We start from the raw sequence: 19919 nt of genomic DNA, 5'->3' as shown, positions 1-19919 counted from the left end.
TTTTCAGAAAACAAAAAAGCCAACAAATTATTGTTGGCTTTTTCATATTTTAGTAATAACCATACTGCTCTTTTTCTTCTCTTTTATCGTTCAAAATAACACCTAGTAGTTTTCCTGATGCTTTATCTAATATTTGTTTCGCTTTTACGATTTTATCTTTTTCTGTCTTTTCACTTCGTACAACGAGTACGATTCCATCACATTTATTCGCAAGTATTTGTGCATCTGTAACCGCAAGGACAGGTGGTGTGTCTATTAATATAATATCAAACATGCTATATGCTTCTAGCAACGCCTCGTCCATTGCCCGGCTCCCTAATAGTTCTGCTGGGTTTGGCGGGATTGGACCTGCTGCCATTAAGTATACGTTCTCTATATCTGTTTTTTGAATGCATTGCATAAGTTTTGCTTGTCCTGATAATAAGTTCGTTAACCCATTTGAACTATGAACGGCAAATAAGTTTTGTATCGTCGGCTTACGCAAGTCAGCTCCAATTAATAAAACTTTCTTTCCTTGCTGTCCGAAAACAACTGCTAAGTTTGCGATTGTTGTTGTTTTCCCATCACCTGGATCCGCCGAAGTAACAATAATAGAACGAACATGATTATCTACAGATGTAAACTCAATGTTTGTACGAATGTTACGGTATTGTTCTGTAATACGCGATTTAGGCTCTTTATGTGTAATTAATTGTCGTAATGGTTTTCTTTTCTTTCTCCCGAACATATTCATAATCTCCTTTTGTGAAATGCGACATTTCCCTTTTCTCTCTCTTATGCTCGATTTCATACGTCTAATTAATATTCTTGCTGAGTTCCCCACATTTCATCATAATCAATAACATTCTACTTTGTCTTATTTAAGTACCTTAACAATATGACAATGCCCTTATTTCTTTATTACCTTTATCACTTATCCTGTTTTCTAGATAAACAATAAAGTAAGTATATGGTAATTACCATCTATTTACAAGATATTTTCTGATTAGTTTGTATATTATTGTTTCATCGTTATATAGCAGAAATTAAAAAAATCTCCTTGTCTTTTTACAAGGAGATTTTTTTAGTACTATCTATTCTTTTTTATCACCAATTGCAAATGTAATTTCTGCCTCACATGCAACTTCACCATCTACTGTTGCGATTGCTTTTCCTTTTCCAATTGGGCCGCGTACGCGTGTCATTTCTACTTCTAGACGAAGCTGATCACCTGGGCGTACTTGTTTTTTGAAACGGCAATTGTCGATACCTGCAAAGAAAGCAAGTCTTCCGCGGTTTTCTTCTTTCTTTAATACTGCAACTGCTCCGACTTGTGCTAATGCTTCTACAATAAGTACACCAGGCATAACTGCATAGTCAGGGAAGTGTCCGTTAAAGAATTCTTCGTTTGCGGATACATTTTTAATCCCAACCGCTCTTTTTCCTTCATCTACTTCTAATATTTTATCAACAAGTAAAAATGGATAGCGGTGAGGAATGATTTCTTTAATTTGTTCTATATTTAGCATGTAACAATCGCCCCTTTTGTAATATTGGTCTTACCACTTGGACATATTGCTATTATCCCATTTTGTTTATTGTTTGTCATTACAAAGTAACACTTTATATTTAGCACAACTTCCTAAAAAAAAATGCACACACTCTATTCCATTAAAATAGTTGCACATTTTTGCAACTGACACGGAGGTGGAAAAGAGTGTATGCCCAAATTAGGGAAAGGCAATATGTATTGAAACATTATTTGCCTTAATGTCGTATTCGACTCATTATATTATAAACGTTTTCAATTAAGGAAATATTAAATTTAACCATATATATGAATATTTTACCTGTTTCCTTCATATTTCTCTATTTTCCTTCCATTTTCGCAAAAAAACAAAATAAAAAAATATAAAAACAAAAAAAAGAACTAAGGCGTCAGCCTTAGTTCTTTCAAATTATCTCAAAGCACGCTTTGGTAATCTGTCGATATTCTCTAACATAATACCTGTACCAACCGCAACGCAGTGCATTGGGTTTTCAGCAATTAATACTGGTACTTTTAGTTCTTCTGCTAGAAGCATGTCGATACCGTGTAGTAAAGCTCCACCGCCTGTTAGAATAACACCGCGGTCGATGATATCTGCAGATAGTTCTGGTGGTGTGCGCTCTAATACGCCTTTTGCAGCTTGTACAATAACAGCTGCATTTTCTTTTAATGCTTCTGTAATTTCTTCAGAGCATACTGTAATTGTACGTGGTAAGCCTGTTACCATGTCACGTCCGCGAATTTCAAGTTCTTCGCTACGTGCACCTGGGAATACTGTACCAACTTTAATTTTAATATCTTCTGAAGTACGTTCTCCGATTAATAGCTTATACTTACGTTTAATATAGTTTAAGATCTCCATATCAAACTTATCGCCAGCCATTTTGATAGAGGAAGAGGTAACAATATCACCCATAGATAGTACAGCGATATCTGTTGTACCTCCACCAATATCAACAACCATGTTACCGCTTGGTTGGAAGATTTCCATACCAGCACCAACTGCGGCTACTTTTGGTTCTTCTTCTAAAAATACTGTTTTACCACCTGAACGTTCAGCAGCTTCACGAATTGCTTTTTGTTCTACTGATGTAATATTTGTTGGACAACAAATTAAAATACGAGGTTTTGAAAAGAAGCTCTTTACGTCCAATTTGTTAATGAAATACTTTAACATTGCTTCTGTAATTTCGAAGTCTGCGATTACACCATCTTTAAGTGGACGAATTGCTACAATATTACCAGGCGTACGTCCCACCATGCTTCTCGCTTCTTCACCTACTGCTAATACTTTACCACTATTACGATCAATTGCCACAACAGATGGCTCATTTAATACAATACCCTTACCTTTAACATGAATTAATACGTTAGCCGTACCTAGGTCAATTCCGATATCTCGCGCAAACATTCCCGTTTTTTCCTCCTCGATATTCAAAATCAGGTTACACCCGAATTCTTTTCACCTAATTTCTGATTTTATCATAAATTTAACAGAAACGTAATATTCGCAAAAAGAATTCTTCTGAAAAATATTACCGAATGTGAACGGAATGTTTGCTAATGTAACATTATTGACGTACAGGCTTCTCTACATCTTCTTTTCTATACTTTTGCTTTGTTGCTTCTCCACCTCTTAAATGACGAATAGACTTATGATAATCAAGAATTTCTTTCACTTCATTTGCGAGCTCTGGATTAATTTCTGGTAGACGCTCTGTTAAATCTTTATGGACTGTACTCTTTGATACCCCAAATTCCTTTGCAATGACACGCACTGTCTTTCTTGTCTCCACGATATACTTACCAATCTTGATAGTTCTCTCTTTGATGTAATCGTGCACACCACTCGCCTCCCTAATTTGGATGTGAGAAGGGTGAAATGAGCCTCGCTGCATACGACTAAGAAGTAAGTGTGAGTGCTGTTTGTAAGCGTTAAACATTCTTGGATTTATAATGAAATGATTCACGATTTCTCACCTCAAACACTCTCTTTGCTTTGGTTTATACCATTGTATTGCCCGCACTACTGATATATGCTACATGTTCACTATTTTTGCGGACTAAGTTAAGAAAAATTACGTTTTTTTGTGAGAAATACGTTAACAGTGACTATTTTGACGAAAAAAAATGACACCTTATATATAAGGCGTCATTCTTCTCTTTCAAACTCTTCTTCTAATAATTGATGGTGGGGAACCTCTTTCTTACCGGCAATATAATAATATAAGGTGAATAAAACAAACAATAAAATAATAGCAGTCGACAGAACAAATAAAAATGACACAGTATCCCCTCCCTTTTGTAATATATATTCGAGAATCTCGTCATTTTTCCTTGTTTTTGCAACTTTTTTCTCGAAATTGAGTATTTTTATATAAAAATAAAAAAATCAGCTCCCCTAGTGGGAACTGATTTTTTCACTTTCTTATTCTTGTAAAGAAGAATCGTTAGATGATTCTGTAGAACCATTTGTTGATTTTTCTTCTTTCTTCGGTTCTTCTTTTTTGTCACTAGTTGAACCGCTTGTTGATTTCTCTTCTTTTTGAGACTTGTCTTCTGTTTTACTTTCAGGTTTCGTGCTCGTTGACTTCTCTTCTTTTTGAGATTTGTCATCAGCTTTTTTACCAGAAGCATTCGTAGCCTTTGCAGCACCTGCATCAGCTTTAATTTCTGTTACTGATTTATTTAAGTAACGTTCAGGGTTCACAGCCACATTGTCTTTACGTACTTCAAAGTGAACGTGAGAGCCTGCCTCTTTATTCATTGCACTTAGACCGGATGTTCCTAATACTTCACCTTGTGCAACTCTTGCACCTTTTTCTACTTTCACACTGCCTAAGCTTTGATAAGATACCGCTACACCATTTCCACTATCAACTGTTACAACATAACCAAGAAGTGAATCTTTTTCAGCTTTCGTTACTGTACCACTTAAAGCAGCAGCAACATTGAATTCTTTTCCATTCTTCGCAGCAATGTCAATTCCTTTGTTCGGGGAATATGTGTTGTTATAAAAGACAAGTGCTTTTTCTTGTTCCGCCTCAGTTGCTGCATCTTCATAGAATTTCTTCTGTACGACTACTTCCGCATTCGCGGCAGCTGGCATTTTCACTACTTCTGAAGATTTCGTTACTGGTACTGCTGGATCTTCCGATTGTGTATACGGTGTTGCTTGATCGTGGTTTGGAGTCTTCTTCGGATTAGCTCCTTGGAACCATAGCGCAACCATTAAGATTACCGCTGCACAAGCAATGTATAGTGCCGGAAACACCCATCTTTTTTGAAATAAATGTACTACCTTTTGCGACTTTTTATTATTTCTTCCTCGCATTCCATCATCACCTCAGCAATCATTTTGAACAATATTCACGTATCCTATACAACGTATAACTAATTACTTTTCGACAAAATCTGTAAAAATATGTATAAGAACTGTAAAATTTCCGAGGAAATGATAGAAAAAAGAAAAAACTGAGCACTTTTAGCTCAGTTTTTAGTCTAATTGTTTCTTTTTGTACACAATAATACAAAGAATGATAAGGCATATAGTCCAAATTGTATTGTTTAAAATATGTTCTTGAATCGCAATAAATCCTTCTCCCTTTATAACTTTTTGCAATGCTTCCATAACATGATTTGTCGGAAGAAGCTTAACTACTTTTATAATAAACTCATTCTTAACCATTTCTTGTAGCATCGGCCCCATTATGAATATTATAAAAATCGGAAGCCCCAATATAGATGTTTGTGCTATATTTTGGGATAGTAAGCCAACTATAGTACCTAAAACGACACATAACAATGTTCCTATTAAAATAATAATAACTAGCATACTAATATTTCCTTTAAAAGTATCTAAAATCACTAAACTAATAAAACTAGATGCTAGTACAAAAAATACAGTTAATACACTTTTACCTAAAATAACTTCTATTGGACTTGCTGGAGACAACATCAATACTCGTAACGTGTGTTTTTCCTTCTCCTCTGCAATAATAATTGCTTGCACATAACTTCCCACCATGGTAATCGTCATTACAATAATAAAACCTGCAAAGAACTCTTTTATAGAATCCATATTACTATAAAATACAGCAAGTAGAATAGGTAATAGCGCCATTAATATAACTTGTGAGTTTTTACCTGCATCACTTATTTCTTTTCTTACAATAGCCGAAAACCGTTTCATTGAAAATGTCATTATAATCCCCTCCCAGTAACTTCAATAAAGATATCGCCTAGCGTTGGTTCGTATGAATGAATAGATAACAGTTCGCCCTTTTTCATCCATTCTGAAATACGATTTGCGCCTGATTCATCTTTTTGCACTACTTCTTTTCGTTTACCTTTTAATACGACCTCTATTTGATCCTTAGCGTATTGTAAGCGCAGGTTCTCTGGCGTATCGAGTGCTACAATTTCTCCGCCACAAAGGAAGGCAATACGGTTACACAGCGTTTCTGCTTCGTCCATGTTGTGCGTCGTTAAGAAAATCGTCGTTCCTTCTTCATTTAAGTCTTTTAAGATTTTATGAATGTTTTGTACGTTTACTGGATCAAGTGCAGATGTTGGTTCGTCTAAGAAGAGGATGTCTGGTTTATGAAGGATTGCTCTTGCTAATGTGACGCGTTGCTTCATTCCCTTTGATAGTTTCTTTACTGGTGTTTTTTTATCATCTAATAAATTTACTTGTGCTAGTACTTCATCGATTCGTTCTTTTTTGCAATCGTATAAGTCACAAAATAATAATAAGTTATCATAAATGCTAAGTCTTTCATATAAGCCGCTGTTATCTGTTAAAATACCAATTCGTTTGTAATCGATGCTACTTGGTCCTGTAATATCTTTCCCTAATACTCTTACCGTTCCAACACTATGAAGCAATTGAGAAGTTAAAATTTTTACTGTTGTCGTCTTACCAGATCCACTCGGTCCGAGGAATCCAAAAATCTCTCCTTGCTTCACCTCAATATTTACATTTCCAAGTGCCGTTTTTCCGTCGAAACTTTTCATTACATCTTTCATTTCAATTGCCAATGTCATTTCTTCATCTCCTTTGTTTTTCTTCTTTATAGATGAAAGTCGCTTTAGCGCTTTTCGTTCGTTTGTTTCGCTTTTCTTGACTCAATCATATGAAAAACAAAGGGATTACGCAGTAAAATACCGGTAAAAGGAGTATTTTTACCGGTGAATGAATCGCATGTTGAGCTTATTGGAGCACTTTTTATAGCCCAATCACACCTTTTAATTCATCCATGCGTCCTTTTGAAAGTGGAATTGAACTTTTTCTTTCGTCATCCAAAATTAAACTGAAACTGTTACGAGTCCATGTAATCACTTCTCGTACTCTTTGTAAATTTACAAGGTACGAGCGATGACATCTAAAGAAACCAAAACCTGTTAATCTCGCTTCTAGTTCACTTAATGTTAATGCACATACGAAATCGCCTTCACGAACGTGAATATGCGTTACTCCGTTTTGCGTTTCAATGAAATGGATTTCCATCGGATCAAGTAAAATGATTTTATCGTTCACTTTCGCAGGTATTCTTTCTAACTTCATTTGCGGAATCATTTGAATGACTTTTTCTTCACCGACTTCTTCCACTTCCTCTTGCTCAATTTCTATCTTTTTCACACCATCGTTGTTTAATATGTATACATCTTCCGTTAACGAAAGGGCATCCGATAGAAAAGATGACGTAATAAAAATCGCCTTTCCTTGTTCTTTCATTTTCATGATTGCTTTTCGAATAATAACCGTACTCTCTATATCTACATTTTGCTCCGGTTCTTCCAAAATGATTAAATCCGGATTATGAATCATCACTCGTCCGATATGAAGACGGCGTTTCTCTGAAAATGATAATTTTTCTATTTTAACGTTTAGTTTATCTAGGAGACCAACAGACTGCACAACTTCTTCTATACTTATCTTTGATTCATAAAGCCCTAATAGAAATTTGAAGTATTCTTTCACCTTCAAACGATCATATGCCTCATCTTTCAAAAAACAAAAACCGATGCGGGAATAATTTTTCTTTCCAATTGCTTCTCCTTCAAACAGTACATTGCCAGTCGACGCCTCTTCTTCACCAATAATGATGCGGTGTAACACTTTAGCTGTATGATTATTGCATTGCAAAACAATACATTGTCCCTTCTCCACCTCTAGCTCAATTGCCGGTAACTGGTTCGCCTTCCCTAATTGTTTCAACTCTAGTAACGCCATTTCATTTCCCCCAAATGCCTTTTTATCCTATTATATCAAACAGTTAATGGAAAATTATGATATTTTAAACAGAAAAAAATAGGTGCCAGAGTTCTGACACCTATTTCTTCACCATCAATTTTCCTTCATAATCATTCATCGTCTTTATTTCAACGCCTTTATAGTAATGAGCGACGATATCTGTATATTTCTTTCCTTCCGCTGCCATGCCGTTCGCCCCGTATTGACTCATACCAACGCCGTGACCGAAGCCTTTCGTCGTAACGATGATTTTATCTCCTTGTTGTTTCCACGTAAAATCAGAAGAACGTAAATCTAACTTTTCACGGACTTCTTTTCCAGTTAATGTTTTTCCTTGAAAAGCTACATCCTTTACGCGCTTTCCTTCCGTAAGGTCTTTAATATTTCCAACCTTCCCGTCTGCTAGCACTTTCACACCGAGACGTTTTTGAAAATCAGCTACTGTAAATGTTTGCTCGCTCGTAAACTTTGGAGAGGCTTGATCCCACGGACTATCTACACTTTTCAAGTACGGATAATCATTTCCCCAATAGTCAGCTGCATTTTCTGTTCGACCATTACTCGTTGAAAAGAAGGATGCTGAAATTGGTTTTCCATCATACGTTAAAACTTGTCCTGCTGTTTTCGAAACGGCTTCTTCGATTTTCTTCAAATTATTTTCGTAGTTATTACCCCATTGCTTCTTCAATTCATCTTTACTTTTGTACACTTGATCTTTCACCGTATCTGTCACGTCCGCATTATTTTTCTTTCCTCCGCTTAGCATACGTTGTACTACAAATGTTCTCGCTGCTAATGCCTGCGCCTTTAGTGCCTCTATTTCAAAACTGGCATTCATCTCAGAAGCTACTACACCTGTCACATACTCCTCCACTGGTAATGTTTCTACCTTCTTCTGTTTTTCGCGATATACAGCAACTTGAACAGCTGTATCTACTTTTCCTGGAGCTGGTATGCTTTCTATCGCTGGAGGAGTTTTAGAGGCCGTTTCTTCCCCTACTTTTGCTTTCGCAAATGGAATAACAAGGGCTGCAGGTACAATGATAACGAGCGCTATTAAGAGCGCTACTGTAATAAAAAGTGGCTTTGAAAATTTCATCCTATTTTCCCCCAATATAAAAGCTTTACTCCATTCATTCTTATGGAACAACTCTTTCTTTTAGAACAGACTTAAGGGGAAGAGTATAAAACGGAAATTTTCTAAATATTTTTACTGGTACGTGCATAAGTATAGAATTTATTGACTATAACAGTAATAACCAAAAAAAATAGCCCCTATGTCAAAAGACATAGAGACTATTTCAATTAAGCGTGAAGATCAGAAACTTCTTGTTCTTTCACTTCTTCTACTTTTTCGTTTACACGTTCAATAGTTGCACCTAATGCAGCTAATTTCTTATGGAAGTTTACATAGCCACGGTCAAGATGTTTTAACTCAGTTACACGAGTATAACCTTCTGATACTAAACCAGCTAAGATTAATGCAGCTGCAGCACGTAAGTCAGTTGCTGCTACTTCAGCACCTTGTAAGCTGTTTGGACCGTTCATAATAACAGAACGACCTTCAATTTTAATATCAGCATTCATACGACGGAATTCTTCAACGTGCATAAAGCGGTTTTCGAATACCGTTTCTGTAATCATGCTTGTTCCATCAGCTTGTAGTAATAATGCCATCATTTGTGATTGCATGTCTGTTGGGAAACCTGGGTGAGGCATAGTTTTAATATCAACCGCTTTTAACTTATCTGGGCCGATAACACGTACACCTTCGTTTTCCTCAATAATTTTAACACCCATTTCTTCCATTTTCGCTGTAATTGAGCGTAAATGTTCAGGTACAGCATTTTCAATTAAGATGTCTCCACCAGTAATTGCTGCTGCAACCATGAATGTTCCCGCTTCAATACGGTCAGGAATAATAGAGTGGTTTGCACCATATAATTTATCAACGCCTTCGATACGAATCGTTCCAGTTCCAGCTCCGCGTACTTTCGCTCCCATCGCATTTAAGAAGTTAGCTAAGTCAACGATTTCTGGTTCTTTCGCTGCGTTTTCAAGAATTGTTGTCCCTTTTGCTAATGTAGCTGCAGACATAATGTTTTCTGTCGCGCCTACGCTTGGGAAGTCTAAGTAGATTTTAGCTCCTTTTAGTTCTCCCTCAACATATGCCTCAACAAAACCGTTACCAACCTGTACTTTTGCTCCCATTGCTTCGAAGCCTTTTAAATGTTGGTCAATTGGACGTGAACCAATTGCACATCCACCAGGAAGTGCAATACGAGCACGACCGTTACGTGCTAATAATGGTCCCATTACTTGAACAGATGCACGCATTTTACGTACATATTCAAATGGTGCTTCAATGTTTAGTTCTTTAGAAGAATCGATTGTTACTTGATTATTTTCAAATACGACTTCAGCATTTAAATGACGTAATACCTCATTAATTGTGTATACATCAGACAAAACTGGTACTTCAGATAGTACATTCTTTCCATCACTCGCTAATAGGGCTGCAGCGATTATAGGTAATACAGCATTTTTTGCGCCCTCAACACGCACTGTGCCGTTTAACCGCTTTCCGCCACGGACGATGATCTTTTCCAAATTATTCCCCTCCGTGTCCTTTTTTCAGTATCTATTCACTCAATACTCAGAAGTTATGATCGGTGTGCCAACCACAATTGTATCTTTGTTGTCTGTAGAACGTATTGCTATTTGCACATTTATTTTCTCTCTATTTGTTGAAAGAGCGTCATCCCACTTTTTATTGTATGCGGAGACTGACACAAATGCTCTTTCTTCTACTTGTTCGATCGCTCTTGCTGAAAGATCTTTCAAAACCTGATTGGTTTTATTTTGCAAAACACCTTCAATCTTATCATTCAGTACACCTTGAACACAAGTGTAAATTATAGGTTTTTCACTAAAAATTTTATTCATGTTTTGAACATACTTCGGGTCCCATTTCGCCCCACTTACTTCAAAGATAATGAAAGTGTTTTCTTTAGTATTTTCTTTACTCCAAGTTACTACTACTCGTTCTTCATAAGAAGAAAGCTTTTTATAGGATGTAGCTTTATATCCATCTGGAGATTGCTCTACTTCCCACTTTTGAATATTTGCCTTTTCCTTCACATCGTTTAACAACTTTTGAAACGTATGTATGTTAGAAATTGTTTTTGTTTCTCTCGCTAACCATGACCATTTTTCTACTTTAGCATCATTTTTCTCTAAAGCCTTGATCATGCTCTCCATTTTCTGTTCATCGCTTATCGGTTTCATCTCTCTATATCCAACCAAAAATAAAACAACACTAAGTGCAACAATAAGAATGGCTTTAAACTTCAATTTCATCCCCTCCTATCCCCATTGTTAACGGAGATTTGAGGTTCTATACACTTACTTTACTAAATACGTTAAACTCTTCGAATAGCCTAAATAATCAAGGAAAAAGTTACTTACAGATGTCCCAATTGCAATTGTAATTAAGATGAGTAATACTCGCGTCTGCAGCACTTTTCCGGACTTCATTAAACGCTCAATGTGAATGCCTTGTAAGGCCCACCACGTAATGGTAATAAACAATAAATGCGAAACAATGGCAATCAGTGCTTGTTGCCCTAAAAGTTGTGCCAAAAAATCGACCCCTTTTTACTCAGCTACTACTTATGAAAGAATATAAAAACGATACCATAATAAGTAGGAGCTACACTTTTTCAAATGCACATAGACATCTTACATTTTACATCGTGATTTTCTTTCCAAAAACGTATATCTACATTACAAGTTAACACAAAATAAAAAGCGCAGAGTACTGACTCCACACCTTTTATTTTCACTATTGTACCACGTTCCCTAAGAAGAAGAAATCTTTCATTAATGGAAAATATTCATAAAAGAAATTGTACCCAATCATCGGCATAATCCCTAGTATTACAATCGAAATTGCACAAAGGCTCATAACAACCTTTATATTTAACGGTAACCGTATTCTCTCTTCTGTCTCTCCGGTGCGGAAAAACATTTGTTGTAAAATACGGAAATAATATACGAATGAAACAACTGTCGTACCCATCATAATCGAAGCTAGTACGTAATGTGCTGGCTCTACATGAAGTGCGCCTAAAAAGATGTTAATCTTTCCAATGAATCCAGCCGTTCCTGGTATCCCAGCCAGCGATAAAATAAAAATTGTCATCATTATCGCTGTAAATGGCGACCTTTTATATAAACCTGTGAAAATTGTTATATTTTCCTCATCATTTTGTAAGATTAAGCCGTGGATAATGGCAAATGCGCCTATATTCATAAGCATGTATGCCAGCATATAAAACCACATGCTATCCATCGTAAATGGTGATAATGCCACAAGTGGAACGAGTAAATACCCCGCATGTGCAATGCCTGAATAAGCAAATAAACGCTTTATATTGTATTGTTTTAACGCGACTACATTCCCAACAATCATCGTAATACTTGCTAGCACCGCAATATATATACTCATATGCCCATATAAAGATTGCATATCTCCTTGTATTAATACACTTGCAAAGATCATAAGGAACAAACGAATAATGAGTAGGAACCCGGCAATTTTAGAAATCGTTCCAAGAAAAGCAGTAACTGGTGTAGCCGCTCCTTCATACACATCAGGTGCCCACATATGAAACGGCACTGTGGCAATTTTAAATGAGAGACCAACTAGCAATAAAAGAAATGCGAGAGCTAACAATAACTGAATACCACTAGCGAGTTCCCCAGTGAGTACCTTTTGCATATCTACAATGTTAGTTGAACCTGTAATACCGTATAAATAACTCATTCCGAAGAGCGTAATCGCCGTTCCAATTCCTCCGCTAATGACGTATTTCATTGCCGCTTCATTTGATGCACGGCTCTTTTTTCGTATTCCTACTAAAATATAAGAAGAAAGTGAAAGTAACTCCAAACCAACGAAAAGGGTAATAAAATCAACACTAGAGGCCATGAACATCGCACCAAGAAGTGCCATTAAAAATAAATAATAATATTCACCTTTATCTTCGATTGGATTCTTCTTATCATCGCTCATTGCGGTGCATAAAATGAGGGCTGAGGCACCTAATAGCAACGTTTTAAACCCTTTTGAAAATCCATCTAACACAAACGATCCATTTAAAATATCTCCTGCTGGTTCGCTATATAGAGTAATTAATGACACGATTGCTAATACGATGGCAGCAATCGCACCAAGAGCTACATATCTATGGTTCAGCTTAAAAAACAAATCACATATGGAAAGAAGGATGGCGGCGCCGAGAATAATAAATTCTGGCACCATTAGATGCCACGATAAGCTAAGTAACGTATTCATATCCATCCTACTTCACCCCCAATGTTTTCAATGTATTTTGAAGCGGATCTCCTAGTATCTCTGGCATAACTCCAATTGCAATAATACAAAAGATAAGTAGTAAAACAGGGACATACTCCCATCCGTGTATATCAGATTTTGCTTCCCACTCTTTCTTTCCAAATGTTACTTGAAGTGTCGCCCTTAATACATATACAGCGGTTAAAATGATGCCAATCACACCGACTGCAGCAATGACGGGCTCTCCTTGAAATAAACCGAGAAAGGCAAGAAATTCACTAACAAACCCAGACATCCCTGGTAATCCGAGCGATGCCATTCCTCCTGCTAAGAAGAAGCCGCTAAGTACTGGGACACTTTTTGCGAGTCCACCAAGCGCTGTAATGTCTGATGTTCCGAAACGTTGTTCTATAACACCGAGTAAGAAAAACAGCAAGGCTGCAATTAAACCATGTGATACAACTTGGAATAACGCTCCTTGTGTCCCCGGTGCATTAAGTGCCGCGAGCCCCATTAAAACAATTCCCATATGCGAAATACTAGAGTAAGCCAGTACTTTCCTAAAGTCCGTTTGGATGAGCGCTAAAAAGGCACCGTATAATAAATTAATTACGCCTAATATCGCAATTAGTGTTGCAACATCGTGAAAATATTCCGGGAATAGCCCTTTCCCGAAGCGAATAATACCGTACGCTCCAATCTTCAGCAAAACACCCGCATGAAGCATAACTACAGCTGGATGCGCTTCTATGTGTACATTGACCATCCAGCGGTGCAACGGAAAAACAGGTAGTTTAATTGCAAAAGCAATCATTATGGCAATAAATACACTAAGCTGCAAACTACTTGGGATGACGAGTGCTCCCTCTGCGTTTACGCTTCTTAATATCTCTTTCAGCTCCACAATATTTGTTGTACCTGTTTTCGCGAACAAAATTGAGAAAACAATGAGCAAAATAGCTGAGCCAATACCGTTATATATTAAATAACTATACGCAGCCTTTTCACTCGACAATTTTCCCCACTTTCCAATTAATAAGAACATTGGTGGCAACGTAATTTCAAAGAAGATAAAAAACAACATTAAGTTTTGAGCAGCAAAGACGCCGAGCATTCCTATTTCTAGCATGAGTAACAGCATATAAAATGCTTTTAAATTTCTTTTAATAGAAAAGGCTGCAATTGCTGCAAGCGTTGCTAGAAGAGCCGTCAGTACCATCATGACAAGCGACAAACCATCAATACCAAGCTCGTAATAAATAGAAAACCACCTTTTATCTACCGCTGTAAAATCGCCGAACTTAATCCATTTCATCTTTTCATCGAATAGTGACAAATTCTTTCCAGAAGCATATGTACAAGCGAGGACGATAGCGATTCCAAATGGAAGTGCCGTCCCAAATAAGCCAAGCGCTCGCACTGTACGCAATTCCTTTTTCGGTGTTAATACAAGCAATAAAATTCCTAAAAGCGGGGAAAAAATGAAGAACGTTAACAACAAATCATTCATCGTAAATCCCCTCCCGTATAGAGCAAAATAATGACGAGTACAGCGAGCGAAACCGCCGTTACAGTACCGTACACTTGTACATTCCCGTTTTGAAGTTTCGATCCAAGGTTACTTGTGCCTTTCACTACACTTGCAATTAAAACTGCAATTCCTTCGACTACATACAATTCAAATAAGCGAAGCACATGAGCGATTCCTTTCGTAATAGGGATCACCGTCATGTTGTATAGTTCATCCACATAATATTTTTCTTTCAAAAGATTATAAAGCGATGTTTCCGTACCCCCAGCCCAATTCCTAGAAATTGATTTCTTGCTATATATGAAATATGCAAGAGCGATTCCCGCAAATGAAACGAGTGTCGCAACAATCATAATCCAAACTGGTCCATGCGCTTCTTCAACCTTAAACCCTACATCTTTCGTCAACCAATCTCCGAGAAACGTCCCAAACCATGGTGTATTTATATATCCTACCACTACTGCGAGAACGCCGAGAACAATCATTGGATACGTCATAACGCGAGGCGATTCATGCACTTCTTCCTTCGTCTTCGTTTCTCCAGTAAAGACAAGAAAGTATAGGCGGAACATATAGAACGCTGTTAAAAACGCCGCAATTACCGCTAAAGTAAATAAAACGTAATTGCCATTCATCCACGTCGCCGCTAAAATTTCATCTTTGCTGAAAAAACCGGAAAGCAGCGGAACACCGCTAATGGCAAGGGTACCTATTAAAAATAGCGTACCAGTTACTTTCATCTTCTTCTGTAAACCGCCCATTTTATTAATGTTTTGCGTATGCACAGCATGAATTACACTTCCTGCCGCCAAAAATAGTAGTGCTTTAAAAAAAGCATGTGTCGTTAAATGGAATATACCAGCTACATAACCGGCAGAACCTAACGCGAGCATCATATACCCGAGCTGGCTAACTGTAGAATAAGCAAGCACCCTCTTTATATCTGTTTGCACAAGACCGATAGAGGCCGCAAAGATTGCAGTGAAAGCTCCAACGATTGCCACTGTCTGCATCGCCACTGTACTTGCTGAAAATAGAGGGAACATCGTCGCTACTAAATATACGCCAGCTGCGACCATCGTCGCCGCGTGAATAAGTGCCGAAACGGGTGTTGGCCCCTCCATTGCATCTGGCAACCACGTATGAAGCGGGAACTGACCTGATTTCCCCATCGCCCCGATAAAAATTAATATCGCTGTTATTGTAATCATGTAAGGAGGTAGATCCCCTGTATAAATCGCCCTAAATATTGCGTCATATTCAAAACTACCTGCGTACCAAAAAATTAAAATCATCCCGATAAATAAACCAACATCCCCAATACGGGTCATAATAAAAGCCTTTTTTGCAGCAGCCTTCGCTTCTTCTTTAAAGAAATAAAAACCGATAAGTAAAAATGAGCCAAGGCCGACTAATTCCCAAAATATATAAAGCTGTAATAAATTCGTTGATATAACAAGCCCTAACATCGCAAATGTAAAGAGTCCTAAATATGCGTAAAAGGTCGGTAATCGTTCATCACCTTTCATATAACCTTTCGAATACACATGTACAAGTAGACTCACAAGCGTCACGATAAATAACATTAAAGCTCCTAATGCAGTCACTTCAAAGCCGAATGATATATCCACATCTCCAGCTCTAAGCCACACCCACTTATGCTTCACGCTTGCTTCTGAAAACCTTTCTATTAACACAAGTACCGCAAGTATAAAGGAGAGAAAGACGAAAAAAATACTAAGTACGCTGCTTCCTTCTCTAATTTTCTTCCCGAATATAATAAGTAACAAAAACGAAACGAGTGGGAAAAGCGGTATGAGCCATGCATAATCGATCATTGTTTCCTTCCCCCTTTTTCGGTCACAATGCTATCCTTTAAGCGTATCCATTTCATCCACCTGAACTGTTGTACGATTACGATATAAAGCAATTAAAATAGCGAGTCCTACCGCCGCTTCCGCTGCCGCTACAGCCATCGTAAACAGTGAGAAAATTTGACCTGTTAAATTCGGAAATAAGCCTAATTTACTAAACGCCACTAAGTTTAAATTGGCAGCATTCAGCATTAATTCGATACAAACTAATACGATTACTGTATTCCGCTTTGTTAAAGCTCCAAATAGACCGATGCAAAACAAAATAATTGCAAGTGTTAAATATGCAGAAGCTGGAACGCTACTCATTGGAATCCTCCTCTTTCTCGTCCTTTTTCGCAAGTATAATTGCGCCAACGAGTGCTACAAGTAAAATAACTGAAGTTAGTTCAAATGGAATAATATATTTTGAATAGAGAAGCGTACCGATTTGAAGTGTGTTGTTTTCATGGAGAGGTAAACTTCCTTGTGTGCTTTCATTTGCAAAATCAACATTATTAACAGCGAAATACATAACCGCTCCAAATGCTACAACTGCAAAGAAGATAATCCATTTTCGAAGAGTAAGACGCGATTCATTTTCCGCGTTATGTTTCGTTAACATAATGCCGAAAATCATAATAATTGTGATTGCACCAGAGTAAAGTAAAATTTGTGCAACGCCTATAAACTCGGCTGACAAAAGAAAATACAAACCTGCAATGCTGAGAAATGTCAGAACGAGAGCTAGCATCATGTGCATAACTTTCGTTAAGTTCAACATAAGAACACCGCCGATAATTGCAGACAAGGATAGTATAAAGAATGCTACAAACTCGCCATTCATGCCTTATTCTCCTTCCTGACGTTTTCGTCGTTTTCGTCAAGCCACTGCAAATTTTTAAATAAGTCATCACGTGAATATTCCGCGAGTTCAAAGTTATTTGTCATGACAATTGCCTCTGTCGGACAAACTTCTGTACATAAATCACAAAGAATACAAATTTCAAAATTAATATCATACGTGTCGATAATTTTTCCTTTTTTCGTAGGATCCGGATGTTTCTTTCCTGTTAACTGAATACAGTCTGTCGGACAAATGTTAGAGCACTGATTACAAACAATACATTTCTCCGGATAAAATTTTTGAATCCCCCGAAAACGGTCTGGCAACGGCAACGGTTGATTTGGATAATCATACGTTACCTTCTTCTTGCTCAAATTACTTAATGTATATTTTAATCCTTTAAATAGTCCTTTCATCTCTTACTGGCACCCCCCTCATAGATTAGAAGAATAACTCCTTAATCAATGCCGTTAAGAAAATATTTGCAAGTGCAATCGGCAATAATACTTTCCAACCAAACTCCATTAACTGGTCACCTCTTATACGCGGGAACGTAACGCGGAACCAAATTAATAGAAAGACTACACTGCTAAATTTCAAAGCAAACCATACGGCACCTGGGATAAATCCAAGAAACATGACTGGATTCCATCCGCCTAAAAAGAGCACTGTAATTAACGATGCCATCCCGAAGAAATATACGTACTCTGAAAGCATGAAAAACGCCCAGCGAAACCCTGAGTATTCCGTATGATATCCAGAAACAAGTTCTGACTCCGCTTCTGGCAAATCGAATGGCGTTCTATTTAACTCTGCAACTGCTGCGATTAAGAAAACGACGAAGCCAATTGGCTGTACGAAAATGTACCAAACTTTCTCCTGCGCCGCTACAATCTCATTTAAATTCAGGCTACCAGCTAGCAAAACGATACCAATTACACTCATTACGAGCGGAATCTCATAAGAAATCATTTGCGCCGCCGCACGCATCCCTCCTAAAAGGGAATATTTATTATTCGATGCCCATCCTCCAGTTACAACACCTATCGTCGTAATACCGGAAACAGCAATATAATAAAGTAGCCCGACTCCAATATCTGCAAATTGAAATTTATCAGTGAACGGGATAACTGCAAGCACCATAAATGCTGGTGCAAATGCAATGACAGGCGCTAATATAAACAGCGGTTTATCTGCTGCTTTTGGAATACTATCTTCTTTCAATAATAGTTTTAAAACATCAGCTACCGTTTGCAGTAAACCAAATCGGCCTCCAACCTGGTTTGGGCCAATCCGCCCTTGCATAAACCCCATCACTTTCCGTTCTGCCAAGATTCCATATGTAACGAAGCCAAGGACTGCAAATAGTAGAAGTACCGCTAATCCGAAAAAAATGAAGAAATTCGTCCAGCTTGAAGGTGATTGTAAGAGCGTCTCAATCATTAGCCATCAACCTCCCCAAGTACAATATCAACTCCACCTAAAATCGTAATTAAATTAGCGATGTTTTCACCTTTCAATAACTTTGGTAAAATTTGCAAGTTATAAAAAGATGGCCTACGAAACTTCAAACGGTACGGCTCTTTCTTTCCGTCACTAGCGATATAACACCCAATCTCTCCGCGCGGCGATTCGATACGTACAAATGCTTCTCCCTTAGGTGCCTTAATAATTTTTGGTACTTTTGCCAGCACAGCTCCATCTTTCGGGAACTGCTGAACCGCTTGCTCAACAATCTTTAAAGACTCCTCGATTTCTTGCATTCGGCAAACGTAGCGATCCCAAGCATCTCCCATGCTTCCAACAGGAATATCAAAATCAAAACGATCATAAATCGAATACGGCTCATCTTTGCGAAGATCCCAGTTTACTCCAGTGCACCGCAAATTTGCTCCGCTTAAAGAATACGAAATCGCTTCTTCCGCGCTATATATACCAACGCCTTTCACACGATTTAAGAAAATCTCATTACCGCTAACAAGATCATGATAACCTGCCAGTTGCTCCCTCATATACGGAACAAACTCTTCCACCTTTTCAATCCAACCATCTGGCGCATCCCACTTCACACCACCAACTCTCATATAGTTAAAAGTAAGCCGTGCCCCGCATAATTCATTTAATAAATTTATAATCATCTCTCGTTCACGAAACGCGTACAAAAACGGGCTAACCGCTCCTATATCAAGAAGATTCGTCCCCCACCAAACGAGATGGCTCGCAATTCTTCCTAGCTCCATCGCAAGTACTCGCAAGTATTCGGCACGCTCTGGAATTTCAAGCCCCATCATCGTCTCTACAGCATGGCAAATGACGTAATTATTCGTCATAGCTGATAAATAGTCCATTCGATCTGTATAAGGGATAATTTGCGTATACTGTAAGCTCTCAGCGATCTTTTCCGTCCCGCGATGTAAATACCCAATAACAGGTGTAGCTTCTTTAATAATTTCCCCGTCAATCTTAATTACGAGCCTGAACACACCATGTGTACTCGGATGCTGAGGTCCTACATTCAAAAGCATCTCTTCCGTGCGGATCATAG

At 37.8% G+C, this 19919-nt stretch carries 21 protein-coding genes; all 21 read right to left on the bottom strand.

Annotation, left to right across the window (positions count from 1 at the left end; all coding sequences use genetic code 11):
• Nucleotides 1-49 precede the first annotated feature (49 nt).
• Nucleotides 50-727: a CpsD/CapB family tyrosine-protein kinase gene (locus ACTFRU_RS18760; protein WP_116291516.1), complete on the bottom strand. Its 678-nt coding sequence runs from the start codon at nt 725-727 to the stop codon at nt 50-52.
• 346 nt (nt 728-1073) lie between these two features.
• Nucleotides 1074-1508 carry a 3-hydroxyacyl-ACP dehydratase FabZ gene (gene fabZ, locus ACTFRU_RS18755; protein ID WP_000931959.1) on the bottom strand — a complete coding sequence of 145 codons (435 nt, stop codon included), beginning with the start codon at nt 1506-1508 and terminating at the stop codon, nt 1074-1076.
• A 429-nt stretch (nt 1509-1937) separates the two neighbouring features.
• Complete coding sequence (locus ACTFRU_RS18750) at nt 1938-2939, bottom strand: rod shape-determining protein (RefSeq protein ID WP_000457978.1); 1002 nt, start codon at nt 2937-2939, stop codon at nt 1938-1940.
• Nucleotides 2940-3099: 160 nt separating this feature from the next.
• Nucleotides 3100-3372, bottom strand: coding sequence for a sporulation transcriptional regulator SpoIIID (gene spoIIID / locus ACTFRU_RS18745; protein WP_000544012.1), 273 nt, complete (start codon nt 3370-3372; stop codon nt 3100-3102).
• Between the two features lie 308 nt (nt 3373-3680).
• Complete coding sequence (locus tag ACTFRU_RS18740; RefSeq protein WP_000008901.1) at nt 3681-3815, bottom strand: hypothetical protein; 135 nt, start codon at nt 3813-3815, stop codon at nt 3681-3683.
• Between the two features lie 141 nt (nt 3816-3956).
• Complete coding sequence (locus ACTFRU_RS18735; RefSeq protein ID WP_001214925.1) at nt 3957-4862, bottom strand: M23 family metallopeptidase; 906 nt, start codon at nt 4860-4862, stop codon at nt 3957-3959.
• A gap of 162 nt (nt 4863-5024) precedes the next feature.
• A complete protein-coding gene (locus tag ACTFRU_RS18730) occupies nt 5025-5732 on the bottom strand; it encodes an ABC transporter permease (RefSeq protein ID WP_006926555.1) in 708 nt (235 codons plus the stop codon).
• A complete protein-coding gene (locus ACTFRU_RS18725) occupies nt 5732-6574 on the bottom strand; it encodes an ABC transporter ATP-binding protein (protein ID WP_157418418.1) in 843 nt (280 codons plus the stop codon). Before ACTFRU_RS18725 ends, ACTFRU_RS18730 begins: the two co-directional genes overlap by 1 nt.
• A gap of 181 nt (nt 6575-6755) precedes the next feature.
• On the bottom strand, nt 6756-7763 hold the full coding sequence (locus tag ACTFRU_RS18720; protein WP_430748671.1) for a LytTR family transcriptional regulator DNA-binding domain-containing protein: 1008 nt from the start codon (nt 7761-7763) through the stop codon (nt 6756-6758).
• A gap of 100 nt (nt 7764-7863) precedes the next feature.
• Complete coding sequence (spoIID, locus tag ACTFRU_RS18715; RefSeq protein WP_000672663.1) at nt 7864-8883, bottom strand: stage II sporulation protein D; 1020 nt, start codon at nt 8881-8883, stop codon at nt 7864-7866.
• Between the two features lie 206 nt (nt 8884-9089).
• Nucleotides 9090-10394 (bottom strand): UDP-N-acetylglucosamine 1-carboxyvinyltransferase, encoded by a 1305-nt coding sequence (murA, locus tag ACTFRU_RS18710; protein ID WP_000411274.1) that lies wholly within the window; start codon nt 10392-10394, stop codon nt 9090-9092.
• Between the two features lie 39 nt (nt 10395-10433).
• Complete coding sequence (locus tag ACTFRU_RS18705; protein ID WP_000669016.1) at nt 10434-11138, bottom strand: YwmB family TATA-box binding protein; 705 nt, start codon at nt 11136-11138, stop codon at nt 10434-10436.
• Nucleotides 11139-11189: 51 nt separating this feature from the next.
• A complete protein-coding gene (locus ACTFRU_RS18700) occupies nt 11190-11426 on the bottom strand; it encodes a DUF1146 family protein (RefSeq protein WP_000057889.1) in 237 nt (78 codons plus the stop codon).
• Between the two features lie 202 nt (nt 11427-11628).
• The gene (gene nuoN, locus ACTFRU_RS18695) at nt 11629-13143 is read right to left on the bottom strand and encodes an NADH-quinone oxidoreductase subunit NuoN (RefSeq protein WP_033696090.1); all 1515 of its coding nucleotides are present in this window, start codon (nt 13141-13143) and stop codon (nt 11629-11631) included.
• Nucleotides 13144-13150: 7 nt separating this feature from the next.
• A complete protein-coding gene (locus ACTFRU_RS18690; RefSeq protein WP_016123878.1) occupies nt 13151-14653 on the bottom strand; it encodes an NADH-quinone oxidoreductase subunit M in 1503 nt (500 codons plus the stop codon).
• Entirely contained in the window at nt 14650-16512 is a 1863-nt protein-coding gene (gene nuoL / locus ACTFRU_RS18685) for an NADH-quinone oxidoreductase subunit L (protein ID WP_088361756.1), read from the bottom strand. Before nuoL ends, ACTFRU_RS18690 begins: the two co-directional genes overlap by 4 nt.
• A gap of 30 nt (nt 16513-16542) precedes the next feature.
• Entirely contained in the window at nt 16543-16857 is a 315-nt protein-coding gene (gene nuoK / locus ACTFRU_RS18680; protein ID WP_000100079.1) for an NADH-quinone oxidoreductase subunit NuoK, read from the bottom strand.
• Complete coding sequence (locus ACTFRU_RS18675; protein ID WP_001012812.1) at nt 16850-17374, bottom strand: NADH-quinone oxidoreductase subunit J; 525 nt, start codon at nt 17372-17374, stop codon at nt 16850-16852. Before ACTFRU_RS18675 ends, nuoK begins: the two co-directional genes overlap by 8 nt.
• Complete coding sequence (gene nuoI / locus ACTFRU_RS18670; RefSeq protein WP_000677191.1) at nt 17371-17790, bottom strand: NADH-quinone oxidoreductase subunit NuoI; 420 nt, start codon at nt 17788-17790, stop codon at nt 17371-17373. Before nuoI ends, ACTFRU_RS18675 begins: the two co-directional genes overlap by 4 nt.
• A 25-nt stretch (nt 17791-17815) precedes the next feature.
• Nucleotides 17816-18817 carry an NADH-quinone oxidoreductase subunit NuoH gene (gene nuoH / locus ACTFRU_RS18665; RefSeq protein ID WP_000573426.1) on the bottom strand — a complete coding sequence of 334 codons (1002 nt, stop codon included), beginning with the start codon at nt 18815-18817 and terminating at the stop codon, nt 17816-17818.
• On the bottom strand, nt 18817-19917 hold the full coding sequence (gene nuoD, locus ACTFRU_RS18660) for an NADH-quinone oxidoreductase subunit NuoD (protein WP_000621430.1): 1101 nt from the start codon (nt 19915-19917) through the stop codon (nt 18817-18819). Before nuoD ends, nuoH begins: the two co-directional genes overlap by 1 nt.
• Nucleotides 19918-19919: the final 2 nt, after the last annotated feature.

Source organism: Bacillus cereus group sp. MYBK220-1 (assembly GCF_051916445.1).
Classification (GTDB): Bacteria; Bacillota; Bacilli; order Bacillales; family Bacillaceae_G; genus Bacillus_A; species Bacillus_A cereus.
The sequence above is the reverse complement of the archived record's forward strand: the minus strand, read 5'-3'. Positions and strand labels throughout refer to the sequence as shown.